This is a genomic window from Wolbachia endosymbiont of Tribolium confusum, from assembly GCF_020405475.1.
GTDB lineage: Bacteria > Pseudomonadota > Alphaproteobacteria > Rickettsiales > Anaplasmataceae > Wolbachia.
Genome location: NZ_JAIZNT010000008.1, coordinates 18727 through 33419, shown reverse-complemented (window position 1 = coordinate 33419; position 14693 = coordinate 18727). Strand labels below are relative to the sequence as shown.

Genomic DNA, 14693 nt, shown 5'->3' with positions numbered 1-14693 from the left:
ATACACAGCGAATCTAGATCTTTTTAACTAAGATTTCGTTACCAGAAGTATACACTATTAGCTCATCTCCTTCTACTACTTCCCCCGATAAAACTAACTTAGCTAGATTATTTTGAATGCATTCTTGTATTACCCTTTTCAGAGGCCTCGCTCCATATTCAGGGTCATAGCCAGTTTGTGCTATTAGCTCCTTAGCTTCTTGCGATAAACTAATACTCAGTTTACGCTTAGCAAGCATCTTTTGTAAATAAGAGAATTGAACATCTATAATTTTATAAATGTCATCTTTGGTTAAACCGTGGAATATAATAATTTCATCCAGTCTATTTAAAAATTCTGGACGAAACGCTAACTTAACTATTTTCATCACCTCATCTTTTACAGATTCAGCAGTTCCTCTGAGCATCATCTCAGCGCCAAGGTTAGAAGTTAAAATCAGTATGGTATTGCGAAAATCAATTAATTTGCCATGGCTATCGGTGAGTCTACCTTCATCCAAAATCTGCAGTAATATATTAAATATATCTGGATTTGCCTTTTCTATCTCATCAAACAAAATTACCTGATATGGTCTTCTCCTCACTGCCTCAGTTAATCTTCCACCTTGTTCATAGCCAACATACCCTGGAGGTGCACCAATCAGTTTTGAAACGGAGTGTTTTTCCATATACTCTGACATATCAAAGCGCAGAAGTGCTCCTTGGTCATCAAATAAAAATTCGGCAAGGGATTTTGCCAACTCCGTTTTCCCAACTCCAGTTGGACCTAAAAATAAGAATGAACCAAAAGGTCGATTAGTATCCTGAACACCAGAACGGGAGCGCCTTACTGCATTACTTATCGCTTCAATTGCATCTTTCTGTCCTATTACTCTTTTCCCTATTTCATTCTCCATGTTAAGAAGTTTTTCTTTTTCACTGTGCATCATGCTATCAACAGGAATGCCTGTCCATTTCGAAACAATATTTGCAATATCACTCTCAGTAACTTCTTTCTTTAGGAAACTATCAGTAACTTTTTCCTGATTTTTTAACTCATTTTCAAGTTGAGGAATCACACCATACATCAACTCCCCTGCCCTTCCTAAATTTCCATTGCGCTGAGCCAACTCTAGCTCTTTCCTCGCGTTATCCAATTTTTCAGCAGTTTCTTGTATTTTAGCTATTTTATTCTTTTCCATCTGCCATTTACTGCTTAAGTCAGCAAATTTACTGTTTAGACTCTCAATTTCCTCATTTATCTTTTTTAAACGTTGCCTAGAGTTTTCATCACTTTCTTTTTTCAAAGCCTCTGACTCAATTTTCAGCTGTATAATCTTTCTTTCAAGCTCATCAACAACCTCAGGCTTGCTGTCCATTTCAATTCTAACCCTACTTGCTGCTTCATCAATTAAATCGATCGCTTTATCAGGTAAAAATCTATCTGTTATATATCTATTAGAAAGCGTTGCAGCAGCGATTATTGCACTATCTGTAATCCTAATACCATGATGTACCTCATACCTTTCCTTCAAGCCCCTCAGTATTGAAATAGTATCAGTTTCAGTGGGTTGAGAAATAAACACAGGCTGGAAACGCCTCGCAAGCGCAGGGTCTTTCTCTATATGCTGACGATACTCATCTAAAGTTGTAGCTCCTATACAGCGAATTTCTCCGCGTGCAAGAGCAGGTTTCAGTAGATTTGAAGCATCCATTGCACCACTTGTTGCCCCTGCTCCAACTAAAGTATGAAGCTCATCTATAAATAAGATAACTTTCCCCTCTGCTTTTGAAATATCATTGATCACTGCTTTTAGCCTTTCTTCAAATTCTCCTCTGAATTTTGTTCCAGCAATTAACGCACCAAGATCCAAAGCTAAAACTTTTGCATCACGCAAACCAAGTGGTACATCATTTGCAACAATTCTGTTTGCTAAACCTTCAACTATTGCAGTTTTTCCAACACCAGGTTCACCTATCAGTACTGGATTATTTTTTGTTCGCCTCAACGATACCTGCATAGTTCTTCTGATTTCCTCATCACGACCAATTACAGGATCAAGCTTACCTTGCATAGCAAGCTCTGTAATATCTTTTGTATACCTCTTTGCCGCATTTAATTTTTCCTCGCTATTTGGAGAGTCTGCACTGCCACCTTTTCTCATTTCTGCAATAACTGAATTTAATTTTTGCGGTGTTACACCACCTTCTGCTAAAATTTTACCTACAATTTCATCTTTTTGTGCAGCAAGGCCCTGCAGTAACCGCTCAACAGTAACAAATGTGTCTTTATTTCTCCTCGCAATACCAATTGAATCATCAAAAACTTTTGCTACCTCTCTTGAAAGCTGAAGTCCACCACTACCTGGTCCTCCAACCACTGGAAACTTTTTAATTGCACTATCTACAGCATCAGAAATATTCTGAACATTTCCACCACAAGCGCCTATCAAATCCTGAACTAAACCTGACTCATCTTCAAGCATTACTTTGAGTAAATGTTCAGGCATAAAAATCTGATGCCCAGCTCCCAATGCTTTCATTTGAGCGCTCTGAATTAAGCTTTTTGCTTTTTCGGTAAATTTATTCAAGTCCATAATACAAATTTAACTCATACTTGCTGGTATATATAACAACTACTTTCTCAATTTTAAACTTAAAGTCATTCATCAATAAAAATTTTCTAAGTTCATACAAAACAAGAAAAAGCAGATTCTCTACAAAAGAGAAAATTTATATTAAAATATTAATTTGTTTTAAAACTAAATTAATGTTAAGATATAAAGCATATAGCTTAATTTTTTTTATAAAAGAGCAATGAATATCAATGATTTTAACATAAAGAACTTAACAACAATTTCTATAGTACAAGAAATAAAGAATGGCGTTAGGCTTGTTCCAGACATAATCAAACCTGGAATACAGGGTATATTTTACGCTGCAGGAGGAGTATTGTTTACATACGCTTATGGTTTTTTTGCACAACAAAAAAGTTATCAAGATGGTTATATGGAGGGCTATAAAAAAGGCTACAGTGAAGGCTTTAACACAGGTTATAACGAGAGCTTTAATCAAATTGCCTTAATTGCTGGAGCTGCTTGTGTTGGAGCTGCTGTTGGAACTGCAGCTATTATGTATTATACTCAATGTAGACAACAAGATACTCATATTGCTAACGCTCAAATAAATCAGGTAATTTCTAATAACTTAGCTTTAGTTGAGTAAAACCAAGATAAAAAGCAATAGCATAATCATTATGCTGAGAAAAAATTCAGTGTGTAACCAGAAAAAATAGAGATAATGTTTTCCGATATGTTGTAGTGGATTAGGTTCAGGTCCCAGTAGGAGCGAATTTAAAGACTACATAGATTTGTAGCTTTTAGTGGTCTGTTGTTACCTTTACTTTCAAATAGGACTAACATAGTTTTTTATTTTATGCTACACTAGATAATAATTTTAGTGAGGTATATAATGAAAAATATGTTTAATAAGGCCAATGCGCCTTATCTTGTTAGTGGTACTTTAGCTATAGCAACTTTGTTAGCATCAGGAGTGTTTGCTGCAGCTCCTTATGTCAGTTTCTTAGCTCCAGTTGCAGCATTAAGTGTTGGCCTTCCATTTATTATTGCTGTATTTTCTGCTCTAATTATTGCACTTTCAGCTGCAGTAATTAGTAAAAACAAAACCATTTCTGAAAAAGATATTCAACTGGCTAATCAAGAAAGAAAAATAGAGGGTGAAGGCACTGAGATTGCTAACTTGAGGGATCAATTAGCTGAAAAAGAACGAGAAAATTCCACGTTAAAAGATGAAGTAACAAATTTAGGGCAAGTGATTGCTGAGTAAAAAAGAGAGATAGAAGGTAAAAATACTGAGCTTGCTAAGAAAACAGAACTTATCGCAATAAAAGATAAAAAGATTGCAGAAGATGCATTAAAAGTAGTAATTGCCAATGGCACTATTCAAATTGCAAGAGGAACAGTTAATGGCGCTGCTTTGCTTGCAAAAGGGGTAGTTAATGGTGCTTTACATTGTAGCAAATATACTTATAAAAATTTGCCATCAGCTGATTCAGTAACAGAAACATTCAATAATGCTTATGGTACATCAGTTAAGTATACAAAAGAGGTGCTTAGCAGTGTTGGAAATGATTTGAAAAGTGTTAATGATGTTCTACCATCAACTAGCTCAGTAAGTAATCTGATTCCCAGCGTAAAAACAGTAAAATTAGCAGGATTAGCAGCAGCATATGTTGCTGCCAATGGAGGATTTGGTGTTACTAATAACAGTCTCATGCAGCCTGCTAATAGTGTAGGGAATCATACCTTAAGCTCAAACTTACCACTTACTTATCCTAACCCGACTTATCAACAGATTGTGCAAAATAAGGTTGATGAGGCAACCAAGAAATTAACTGATGCTAACAAGTGGTATGAAGATAAGTATGTTATACCTGCAGAAGATAGCACAAATCATAAAGATGCTTCTCAGAGCGTGATGAGTAGAATATTCTCTGTTCTTCGTAATCCATGGAACAGTCTTTTTAATGGTGCAAAGAAGAACGATAACAATTCTGAGTCTAAATGGCATAAGGATTCGCATAAATCAGAAGACCTGGAGAAAATTATAGATGGTGGTATCCTTGATAATTTATTTTACCCTAAAGTAGATAATGTTATAAACACATCAAAACGCCCAGGGACTTTTTTTGATTCTGTTGAATTAGAAAGGCTAACCAGAGAAGCCCCTCCTTCAGCCTACTCTAATGGTTTACCAAGAGTTCTCTAGGCATCAATCCTCAAAAAAATCGGCGTAGGTTTAGGTAATGTAACACCTAAGCTTACGCACGCATTGCACAGAGATTGTAAATCACGTTGTTCTTTTGGAATTTGCAATTGATCTAGTATCGCTTCTGCTGATCTGGGAACAATTGGCTGCAATAAAGTGCCAATTATTCTGATATATTCGAGTAATTTATAAATCACTAAATTCATGCGTTCTCTATCGGTTTTGCTCAATGTCCAGGGTGCACTTTTATCTATATAAGCATTGGCCTTGGAAGAGATATTGATAATCAGAAGTATAATCTGGTCAAATTCATACTTTGATAGATGATCCATTACTTGATCAAGTATGGCTTTGCAATCTGGTAGACTCTTATCATCTTGAAGCAAATTTCGATCAATTGTTGGTACAACTCCAGAGCATTGTTTGTGCAAAAATGAAATTGTTCTTTGCACTAAATTGCCTATGTTATTTGCCAATTCTGAATTTATTCGGCTGATCATGTTCTTCTTACTGAAATTACCATCTTGACCGAAACTTGCCTCCCGAAGGAGAAAGTAGCGTAGTTGATCAACACTAAACTCTTCTGCAAGATCAATTGGATCTATGGTATTACCAAGAGACTTGGATATTTTTTCTCCTTCATTTAGCCACCAGCCGTGAACTGCAACTTGCTTTGGCAGTGATAAATCGGCTGCAAGAAGAATAGCTGGCCAGTATACAGCGTGAAAACGCAATATGTCTTTACCGATTACATGAACGTTAAAAGAGTTTGTCCAAAATTTCTTATATTCCTCATCTTCTATATTAGGAAAGCCTATTGATGTGAGATAGTTAGTGAGCGCATCTATCCAAACATAAATTACGTGCTTGTCATTCCCTGGTACTTTTATTCCCCAATTAAAACTAGTACGAGAAATCGAAAGGTCAGTAAGTCCTGATTTTACAAACGATACCACCTCGTTTTTTCTGCTCTCAGGAAAGATGAAATTCGGCTGATTTTCGTATAACTCTAGTAATTTATTTTGCCAATTTGATAAACGAAAAAAGTAGCTCTCTTCTTTTATCCACTGAACTTCAGCGCCCGTTGGTGCTCTGCCATCTATCAACTCCGATTCCTGATAAAATGCTTCATCACGAACTGAATACCAACCTGAGTAAGAATCAAGATATATTTGTCCTCTCTCTTCAAGTCTATTCCATAGAGCTATAACTGCTTTTTCATGACGCTCTTCTGTGGTGCGAATAAAATCATCATAATCAAAGTTCATTAGCTCAGCTAATTTTTTGAATGTAACACTTATTTCATCTGTAAATTCTTTTGGCTCTATTCCCTTTACCTTAGCCGCTTTTTCAATTTTCTGTCCATGTTCATCCGTACCAGTAGTAAATTTGACGTTCTTTCCAGCTAATTTCATAAATCTAGCTGTAACATCACAGATAAGGGAAGTATATGCGTGGCCGATATGTGGCTTGTCGTTTACATAATATATTGGCGTAGTAATGTAAAAGCTCTCAAATTGCTCCATTTTGTAGTGCTTAAAGCTTTATCGTATCCGCACTAGTAATAAAAATCAATACATATCCTATCGTACAAGCAATCTGAAAAGCCATTATACCGCTGCGTTTTGCAGCGGTATCCTACATTAGTAACTTATGCTCTAGCTACTATATTGTTGTCCATAACCTCCAACATGCTGTTCTTGATAAGGATTGCTAAACTCACTTTTAGGAGGAGCAGTTGGAGCAGTATTAAAATCGTAAGGAGGTGGTGCCTCACGATGAAAAGAATCTCCCAAACCATATCCAGGTCCTGATTTATGATAGTTAACTACCGCCTCTTTAGCTTTCTCAATATTTTCTGACTCTTTCTCATGCTTCATATGAAAAGCCACACCACCAGCAAGACACACAAGAGAATTAATGCCAAGAATGACTAAACCCCAAACTGGTAAGACTGGGTTAATAGCGCAACCTATCAAAGCTGCTAAAGAAATTGCACCAACTGCAAATTCTATATTTCTGAACATTTTAAGTTTATTATCCAGGTAATCTACCTTTTCTGATTTTCTAGCCGTTTTTTCGCTGCTATTGTACCAAACACACATTAAAGCATGGAAAGCAACACACGCAACTACAGCTACTATCCCTAAAGCTAATAATTTCCTGTTGTCTTCTGCGTCTTTTTTCTTATCTTCTCTGCTTGGCTGGTTACTGCTACCGGAACCAAGGTTATTTATAACTGTAGTATGACCAGTATTACCACTAAACAGGCTACGAAGTAGAAAATAATCCCAAAAATCTAAACCTCTATTATTGTGTACATGTATGTGTGTAACCTGAGGGCTTGTAGGTTGTTGCCTACTATCACCTCCTATACTGTGCCTACGAGTTGGAATGCTACGTGTAAATTTCTCATACTTATTTTCAAAATTTCCATCACTCCATTTAATGACATCTTGCAAACTAAGAGATTGTAAAAATCTTTGAACATTCTTGTCATTGCCATTTTCTTTTATATAGGCAAGTGCATACCTTTCTAAAACACTATCACGCATAAAAGTTCCCCCTAAATTAAGATTAAATTAATAAACATTTATTATAACAAAGTAAAGTTTACTTGTCAATTCAACCATAACCTAATACCCAGTTAATATCCTTTCCACCAGTTCTTTTACTGTCGGTACGTAGCCATTCTCATAAAATGGGTCTTGCTTAAATCTGTAAACATTGTGTCCAGAAAACATAAGTTCATTTTCAATATCACCGTCATGTATAATGTTTTGCAGTGTCTTTTGTATACAGAAGCTTCGTGGATCTGGTTTTCGCCCTGTTGAATGGTTACCATGATCTTTCCAATTGCTAAATAAGCAGTGACTCAAACATCCCATGCAATTAATTTGATCTCGTCTTATCTCCGCAAATTTGCCTGGTGTCACAAAAATAACAGTTGCATCTGGAGTTTTCATTACCTCTATATACCCTGCTTTAATCCATGCATTTGCTAGCTCTTTGTCTTTTGCAGTGAGGTAAATCTTTCTACCTCTGCTACCTATTGCAAATTCATTATTAAACTCTCCACTCGCACTTTCTGAAAATTTTATTTGACGTGAATTTCGTTCCTGTAGCTCATGTATGAAGCTATTTCTTACTGCAGATGAGTAGAATCCTGTTGGACTAAATTTGTTTAAAAATACGTCACCTTCTTCTAAAGTGAGTAATCTCTTTTTCCACTCCGTAGAAATCGGACTTTCTTTTGTTAAAAGTGGACGAGTGCCAAACTGAAAAGCTATTGGTCCGATTTGTAAATTGTCAAACCAATGTGCCCAATCCTTCAAATTCCACACTCCCCCCGCCATAACAATTGGCGTTTCAGCAAGACCGACTTCATTCATGAAAGATTTAAGCTCTGCAACTCTTTCAAATGGAGCCTGCGGTAATTCTGGGTCTTCACTATTACTGAGCCCATTGTGACCACCAGCAAGCCACGGATCCTCATATACTACTCCACCAAGTAAAAAAGAAGATATTTTTTGGTAAGCACGTTTCCACAACGCTTTAAAAGCGCGCGCCGATGAGATAATAGGGTAGTAATAAACTTGATATTTAGCTGCAATTTCTCCAAGCCTGTAAGGCATACCAGCACCGCAAGTGATGCCATGAACTAAGCCTTTTGCTTTTTCTAATATGCCATGAAGGACTTGTTCTGCTGCTCCCATTTCCCAAAGCACGTTCATATGTATTCTTCCACGACCCTTTGATATTTCATTCGCTATTTTTGCTTGACTAACTCCAGCCTCAATACTATACTTAATTAGCTCTTCGTGCTTTTCATTCCTTGTTTTACCTTTATAAATTAGTGGTACCAGCTCGCCATTGTCATCGATAAGTTTAGCATTTGCACCAGAAAACGTACCAACAGCATCTGCTGCAGCGAATGCTCCACTTGATCTTCCGTCACTAATTGCAATGCCTTTGCCACCTTCGATAATCGGCCACACTTCTTTTCCTGAAATCACTATCTTTTTTATCTTATTTTTCAAAATTTCCTCTTAATCTTTCACTCTATTTTACTTAATTACTAAAAAAATAATAGCTTTTCTTTTTTATACCTATGCATTCAGTTTTAAATAGGCATAGGAGATGCTATAAATATAGTTTTATAAGAAATTTGCTATATGATCATAGGTTTAACAGGTGGGATTGCAGTTGGAAAGAGCTCTGTAGCCAATTGCTTTAAAGAATTTGGTGCCGTTGTGTTTGATGCCGACTCTGTCGTGCACCAGCTCTATAAAGTAAACAAAAACATAATAAGTTACGCAGAAGAAAAATTTCCTGGGGTGATAGTAAATGGAAAAATAGATAGAACAGTATTATCTAAATGTTTTTTAGCTTATGATGAAAATTGGAAGCAATTTCAGTCTTTAGTGCATTCCGCTGTGCGAAATGAATTGGAAATTTTTATTGCTCAGGAGAAAGAAAACAACGGAAAGTTTCTAGTTCTAGACATTCCACTCCTGCTGGAAACTAGATTCCGTTTATATTGCGATTTTATTGTCTTTATCCATGCAGATAGCGCTGTACAAGCTCAAAGGATCAGTGAGCGTAATATGGGTAAAAAAAAGCTGGATCTAATGTCTAGTATTCAGCTACCTATTGAAGAAAAAAAGCAAATGAGCGACTTTATCATCGATACCAGCGCAAATGTTCTTTCTCAAGTGAAAGATATAATAAACTCGTTAGACCTCAACACGTGATACGGTTATTCTCCACAAGATTACTCCGAATTTTAGCTATACTATCAGCAGATTTTACCATTAAAATTTCAAACCTTGAGCCTGCATTCAAAAACGATTCTACTGATCTGCCGAAAAAATCATATCTCCATCCCTTGAATAGTTTATCTATCTGCCCAGATATTGAGCCAGCTAACTCATCTTTTGATGAAATTAACTTTCTTGATATGTTATTTTCCTTACATTTGCTCTCCAAAATAATCGAGAGTATATCAAATACAGATTTATCATAATTATCTGACAGAGTATAATTTTGCTGCACAAATTCCTTCTCATTCTCATTAAAAATATCTATAAATTCTAATAAATCTTCCTCTTTTATATTTTTTGTGTTTCTCTTGAGGTTATCTAAAATGTCATCAATATGTTCCACGTTTTTTTCAATTAAACCAGTTATTACGGCATTATTGACTACCTTATTACGATTTATATTGTAACGCTGTGCTAAGGTCTCTTGCCACTCACTAACTGCTTTAACAGTTAACATCAACCTTGGATTTGCTTCATAGTTAAATTTAATCCTTTTCCATGCATCTTTTGGACTATGCAAATACTTATTTATATCGGCCACTGATTCCATCTCTTCTTGAAACCAACCCATCCTATTATTTTCTTCAAGTTTATTGCACAATATTTGGTGTAGGTCATATAGGTGTATCACGTCATTTACTGCATAATCTAATTGATCCTCAGATAATGGCCGTTTTAACCAGTCTGAATTTTTAGCTTTAATTTTATCCAGCGCTACTCCCTGATATTGCTCTACTACTTTTGAATAACCAATAAAGTCGTGATAATAATGACAAAACATAGCAGCAACTTGGGTATCAAAAATGGGAGTAGGAATACATTTAAGCACGGTGAGTAAGGATTCTATGTCTTGCCGACAACTATGAAAAACTTTGGTTATTTCTCGATTCAGCATTATTTTCTTAATAAGCGATAAGTCAATTTCCGGTACTAACACATCTACAATAAAACTCTTCTCTCCGTAAGAAATTTGAATTAGTGATAATCTAGGATAGTAGGTTAAATTGTTTCTAATGAACTCTGTGTCCACTGCTATAAATTTTGGATCTTTTGCCATCAATTCTTCACATGCATTCTCCAGCTCCGATGTCGTACTAATTAGCATATATTTTTTATTCAGTGGCTATATTTTACCACTTATATTGAATATTTACAATTGATTGAAATTGAGAACGCAACTGTATGATAACTAATTCTTCTGTAAATATACAGTTTTGCCAGACACAACGGTACGTATTACGCGCCCTTTCACTTTGCGTCCATCGAAAGGAGAATTCTTTGATTTACTAGCAAAGTTATCAACTTTAATTTCCCATTCATGATTCAAATCAACTAAAATTAAGTCCGCGGCAAGGTTTTTCTGTATGCGGCCACGTGGCACATGTATGATATCTGCAGGCTTATATGTCAATTTTGCAAGCACATCAAGTAGACTCATTTGTCCACTGTGATATAGTTCAAGTGAAATGGGCAGCATTGTTTCAAGGCCAACAATACCAAATGCAGCATTTTCAAGTGGCAAATCTTTAGAACTAAGATCATGCGGAGCATGATCGGTTGCAATACAATCAATCACACCTGTCTTTAAACCTTCAATCATAGCTAAACGATCCTCTTCAGTGCGAAGCGGCGGATTCATTTTTGCGATTGCTCCATGTTGCTTTACTATATCTTCAGTTAAAGTAAAGTGATGAGGAGTTACTTCACATGTAACATTTAATCCCAAATCTTTTGCACGTTTAATAGCATCAAGTGAATCTTTTGAAGATACATGTAAAATATGGTAGTGTACATTTTCTATGTCCTTCATTAGTAGTATATCACGAGTTACTATAACAGATTCCGATGCACTCAAGATTCCCTTTACTCCCAATTCTTCAGAAATCTTACCCTCATTAATTGCGCCACCAGCAGATAGATTTAAATCTTCTGCATGTTGAGCAATAGGAACACCAAACATACTTGAATAAAGCAGTGCCTGTCTCATAATCATTGGATTCATAACTGGCATACCATCATCAGTGAACCCAACTGCACCTGCTTCCTTTAAAAGCACCATTTCAGTTAATTTTTCTTCCGAAGTGGTGATTTTAGCGTAAAATTCCACATTCACATGCGAAGTTTCAAATGCTCTATATTTCAAATACTTAGCTAAGACAACATTATCAATCGCTGGAACAGTGTTTGGCTGGCAAACTACAGTTGTAACGCCTCCTGCAGCTGCAGATTTGCTGCCTGTATGTATAGTTTCTTTATGCTCTTGACCTGGTTCACGAAAATGCACGTGAATGTCAATAAGGCCTGGCATTAGAACAAGTCCTTCACAGTCTATTGTTTCATCAACTCCACTTGTCGAAAATAACGATTCACCAAAATCAACAATTTTATCCCCTTCAGTCAATAATGAACCTTTTATATCAAGTTTAGTTTCCGGATCAATAATACGAGCATTGGTATACGCTATTTTATAGCCTTCCTTTTGGCCTTTCTGCAATGAATTCCAAGATTGTGTCATTATATTTAAGTATCAATTACAAAATAAATCTAAAGTTTTTTTAGTAAAACACAACCAAATTAAAGTGATGGTACAATAGCTAGCAATGAAGAATATTTAAATTAATACTCAAGCAGCTACTCTACAACTAAACTACAGAATGACAGAGAATCATTCCCGATTTGACTAACTTCAATATTATTAAGCGCGGTATTTGCCTTATAAGAACAGTAACATCCTACTGCAAGAAAAGTTGATGCAGCTATAATAAGTGAAACACATATCGCTAAATGAAGCATTGTTAGACTTGCACCAACAGCAGATGCTCCAGATAATACAAAAGAAACAGAGGCGTAATTACCTTGCTTTTTGCTATAAGTATTTATTCCCAAATTTTTATCATTTAGCCCTTCATTATTATTTAGTGTATCAGCAACCTTTTTGAGTTACTTCGTCAATTTGGTTAGTGAAGTCTTGCCTTGCATTAATCAATTGTCCTTCTAATTGAGTATTTTGTACAGTTAGTTGAGCTATCTGATTATTTAGCGTATCAACAACCTGTGTTAATTGAGTTACTTCATCAGTTTTATCAGTTAGACCTTGCCTTGCATAATTCAGCTGCCCTTCCAGTTGAGTCTTTTGTGTAGTCAGTTGAGCTACCTCACCTTTTAGCTTTCCAATCTCTTTTTTCTTCTCTTCAAGCTGAGCTTTTATTTTACTAGACTCCTTACTAAGTTGTGTAGTTTTGCTAGTTTCTTTAGCTAGGTTTTGCTGTACTTGTTTTAGGTTTCTTTCCAATTGTAAAATATTTTCCTTTGCAACATCTAGCCCTCTCTCACTCTCTTTAAGTTGAGTTTGAGCATCCACCAGCTCTTCTTCTGCAAATTCTGCCTTCTCTTCTAGCTTAGTTTTTGCTTCCTCAAGTTTCTCCAGTCGATTAGCCAGATTACTATTCTTTCTTTCTAATTCAGCATTTGTTTCCTTAAGTTCCTTTATAGTATCATTAAGCTTAGTTACTTTTTTAGTCTGTCCATCCAACTCTGCTTTCTTTTCTGCAAGCTGATTTTTTGTCCCTTTAAATTCTGCAGCAAGTTTCTCTACTTGATCATTAAGTTGACTAATCTTCTGTTGTTCTTGTGTTAACTTTTCACTTGCACCTTTACGCTCCTGTTCTAATTGAGCTTGTGTATTCTTAAGTTCCTCAGTTTTTTCATTTAAGCTTTGTTGTATACTACTTAACTTTTCTTTAAGATGAGATACTTCTTGATCTTTTTGTTTAAGTTCCTCTTCTAAACTTGGAGAACATTCTTTTGATATTTCAGAAAGCTTTATGTCTTCATTTTCTTCTTCGACTTTTTTGAAGAATTCTTTGTCACTATCTTCAGAAATTTTTACAGGAATATTAGATGACAGTTTACCAAAAGGATAAGCAAGATAACGCCACCAAGATGAAACATTGTCTGATTTAAAGTTTTCTTGTTTGATATCCTTAATGAGACTGCGGTAGGTGTTCAATCTATGATAGTGCAGCGTTACATCCGGAATAAATGTAGTTTCATTCACTCCTAGTTTTAATGCTTGACCTACATGTTTATAATACTCATGACCACCGCCAGGAGGTAAACAAGGTATGTTATCTGATCTACAAGCTACCCTAATAGTTTTATTTCCAAGACACCCATCATTATAAACTTTAGCAGCATCTTTGTAGAAAACTCTTGGGGAGCCAAAAGTTGCAACATGAACATTTTCAGCATTTTCTGTTTTATTAAGACATAAAGCAGCTATACTAGCAAGAGCACCTCCCATGCTATGACCTGTAACATTGATTTTCAAACCTTTGATTTTTACCCCTTGATCATTAGCATATCCTTTTAATATCTTATGTACACTGGGCCAAGAGCGTTTGAATAAGGAGTAGAAACCAGAATGAACACTATCACCTTCAGGTGAAAATGGCAACTTAGTTAAATATGCATAAAGATCTGTCTTAAAATCACTCCCATCACGAGTGCCATGATAAGCTATAGTTACTTCCCTATCTTTAATAAAAACATAACCAGCATCTCGATTCCATGAATTGCTACATATCAAATCATAACCGTAGTTGCGTTGTTCTAGCTTATAATCTTCGTCTGGGGCAATACTGATTTTCAGTACGTTCATCTTCAAAAAATTGTATAATTCGATAGCCTTCCTCTGCAAGCTGCCTTTTAGTTTTGTATCCATCTTTGTTTAGCTTCCTATCTCTATCACCATAGGAAATCTTACTAAAATCAAGCATTTCTAACAATTGTTCTCTATCAAATCCTGCAATTTTTCCTGCTATCAAGTCAGCAAGGGTAGAAGCATCACTTAACTCATCATCTGAATCTAACTTGTTCCATATTTCAATTAGATCACTATAATCTCTTTGATTTAGAGCTGAGTTTAATTTTTCAAGATCTTCTTGATGCTGATTTTTTCTACTCTCGAGTGCTTCTATTAGTCCTGCTTTTATTTCACCATAACCAATATTTACCATGCTATCGCTAAGAGAGTCCGTATTTTGATCATAAATGATACTTGGCATATTCCTTACCACTACAAGCTTAATTAACTTAGTATATC

The 14693-nt window shown here is 35.7% G+C and carries 13 protein-coding genes; 4 read left to right on the top strand and 9 right to left on the bottom strand.

Going from position 1 to position 14693, the window contains the following annotated elements:
* Nucleotides 1-13 precede the first annotated feature (13 nt).
* Nucleotides 14-2575 (bottom strand): ATP-dependent chaperone ClpB, encoded by a 2562-nt coding sequence (gene clpB, locus LEM02_RS05505; protein ID WP_226080430.1) that lies wholly within the window; start codon nt 2573-2575, stop codon nt 14-16.
* Nucleotides 2576-2795: 220 nt separating this feature from the next.
* Here clpB and LEM02_RS05500 point away from each other — a divergent pair, with 220 nt between their 5' ends.
* The 3 genes from LEM02_RS05500 to LEM02_RS05490 all read left to right on the top strand — a co-directional run bounded on the left by LEM02_RS05500 (nt 2796) and on the right by LEM02_RS05490 (nt 4766).
* Nucleotides 2796-3203, top strand: coding sequence for a hypothetical protein (locus tag LEM02_RS05500; protein ID WP_226080428.1), 408 nt, complete (start codon nt 2796-2798; stop codon nt 3201-3203).
* A 246-nt stretch (nt 3204-3449) separates the two neighbouring features.
* The gene (locus LEM02_RS05495) at nt 3450-3824 is read left to right on the top strand and encodes a hypothetical protein (RefSeq protein ID WP_226080427.1); all 375 of its coding nucleotides are present in this window, start codon (nt 3450-3452) and stop codon (nt 3822-3824) included.
* A 150-nt stretch (nt 3825-3974) separates the two neighbouring features.
* Complete coding sequence (locus tag LEM02_RS05490; RefSeq protein WP_226080425.1) at nt 3975-4766, top strand: hypothetical protein; 792 nt, start codon at nt 3975-3977, stop codon at nt 4764-4766.
* Here the strand turns inward: LEM02_RS05490 and metG are convergent.
* From metG to LEM02_RS05475, 3 genes are all read right to left on the bottom strand, one after another.
* Complete coding sequence (gene metG / locus LEM02_RS05485; protein WP_226080423.1) at nt 4763-6292, bottom strand: methionine--tRNA ligase; 1530 nt, start codon at nt 6290-6292, stop codon at nt 4763-4765. The genes LEM02_RS05490 and metG overlap by 4 nt on opposite strands.
* A 132-nt stretch (nt 6293-6424) precedes the next feature.
* Nucleotides 6425-7321 carry a hypothetical protein gene (locus LEM02_RS05480; protein WP_226080421.1) on the bottom strand — a complete coding sequence of 299 codons (897 nt, stop codon included), beginning with the start codon at nt 7319-7321 and terminating at the stop codon, nt 6425-6427.
* Nucleotides 7322-7402: 81 nt separating this feature from the next.
* Nucleotides 7403-8806, bottom strand: coding sequence for an NAD(P)H-dependent flavin oxidoreductase (locus LEM02_RS05475; RefSeq protein WP_226080420.1), 1404 nt, complete (start codon nt 8804-8806; stop codon nt 7403-7405).
* Nucleotides 8807-8941: 135 nt separating this feature from the next.
* On the opposite strand from LEM02_RS05475, the gene coaE reads away from it, so the two are divergent.
* The gene (gene coaE, locus LEM02_RS05470) at nt 8942-9520 is read left to right on the top strand and encodes a dephospho-CoA kinase (RefSeq protein ID WP_226080412.1); all 579 of its coding nucleotides are present in this window, start codon (nt 8942-8944) and stop codon (nt 9518-9520) included.
* On the opposite strand, the gene LEM02_RS05465 is transcribed toward coaE, so the two are convergent.
* The 5 genes from LEM02_RS05465 to LEM02_RS05445 all read right to left on the bottom strand — a co-directional run bounded on the left by LEM02_RS05465 (nt 9510) and on the right by LEM02_RS05445 (nt 14655).
* On the bottom strand, nt 9510-10694 hold the full coding sequence (locus tag LEM02_RS05465) for a ribonuclease D (RefSeq protein ID WP_226080410.1): 1185 nt from the start codon (nt 10692-10694) through the stop codon (nt 9510-9512). The genes coaE and LEM02_RS05465 overlap by 11 nt on opposite strands.
* Nucleotides 10695-10778: 84 nt before the next feature.
* Nucleotides 10779-12104, bottom strand: coding sequence for a dihydroorotase (locus tag LEM02_RS05460; protein ID WP_226080408.1), 1326 nt, complete (start codon nt 12102-12104; stop codon nt 10779-10781).
* A gap of 116 nt (nt 12105-12220) precedes the next feature.
* Entirely contained in the window at nt 12221-12475 is a 255-nt protein-coding gene (locus LEM02_RS05455) for a TomO hydrophobic C-terminal domain-containing protein (protein WP_226080406.1), read from the bottom strand.
* Nucleotides 12476-12512: 37 nt separating this feature from the next.
* Complete coding sequence (locus tag LEM02_RS05450) at nt 12513-14249, bottom strand: lipase family protein (protein ID WP_226080404.1); 1737 nt, start codon at nt 14247-14249, stop codon at nt 12513-12515.
* Nucleotides 14206-14655, bottom strand: coding sequence for a hypothetical protein (locus tag LEM02_RS05445; RefSeq protein ID WP_226080402.1), 450 nt, complete (start codon nt 14653-14655; stop codon nt 14206-14208). Before LEM02_RS05445 ends, LEM02_RS05450 begins: the two co-directional genes overlap by 44 nt.
* Nucleotides 14656-14693 lie beyond the last annotated feature (38 nt).

Excerpts from the sequence above, each read along its gene's own strand:
- LEM02_RS05445 (WP_226080402.1), bottom strand. The coding sequence starts at position 14,655 with ATGCCAAGTATCATTTATGATCAAAATACGGACTCTCTTAGCGATAGC.
- LEM02_RS05460 (WP_226080408.1), bottom strand. The coding sequence starts at position 12,104 with ATGACACAATCTTGGAATTCATTGCAGAAAGGCCAAAAGGAAGGCTAT.
- metG (WP_226080423.1), bottom strand. The coding sequence starts at position 6,292 with ATGGAGCAATTTGAGAGCTTTTACATTACTACGCCAATATATTATGTA.
- coaE (WP_226080412.1), top strand. The coding sequence starts at position 8,942 with ATGATCATAGGTTTAACAGGTGGGATTGCAGTTGGAAAGAGCTCTGTA.
- LEM02_RS05480 (WP_226080421.1), bottom strand. The coding sequence starts at position 7,321 with ATGCGTGATAGTGTTTTAGAAAGGTATGCACTTGCCTATATAAAAGAA.
- LEM02_RS05500 (WP_226080428.1), top strand. The coding sequence starts at position 2,796 with ATGAATATCAATGATTTTAACATAAAGAACTTAACAACAATTTCTATA.
- LEM02_RS05450 (WP_226080404.1), bottom strand. The coding sequence starts at position 14,249 with ATGAACGTACTGAAAATCAGTATTGCCCCAGACGAAGATTATAAGCTA.
- LEM02_RS05465 (WP_226080410.1), bottom strand. The coding sequence starts at position 10,694 with ATGCTAATTAGTACGACATCGGAGCTGGAGAATGCATGTGAAGAATTG.
- clpB (WP_226080430.1), bottom strand. The coding sequence starts at position 2,575 with ATGGACTTGAATAAATTTACCGAAAAAGCAAAAAGCTTAATTCAGAGC.
- LEM02_RS05495 (WP_226080427.1), top strand. The coding sequence starts at position 3,450 with ATGAAAAATATGTTTAATAAGGCCAATGCGCCTTATCTTGTTAGTGGT.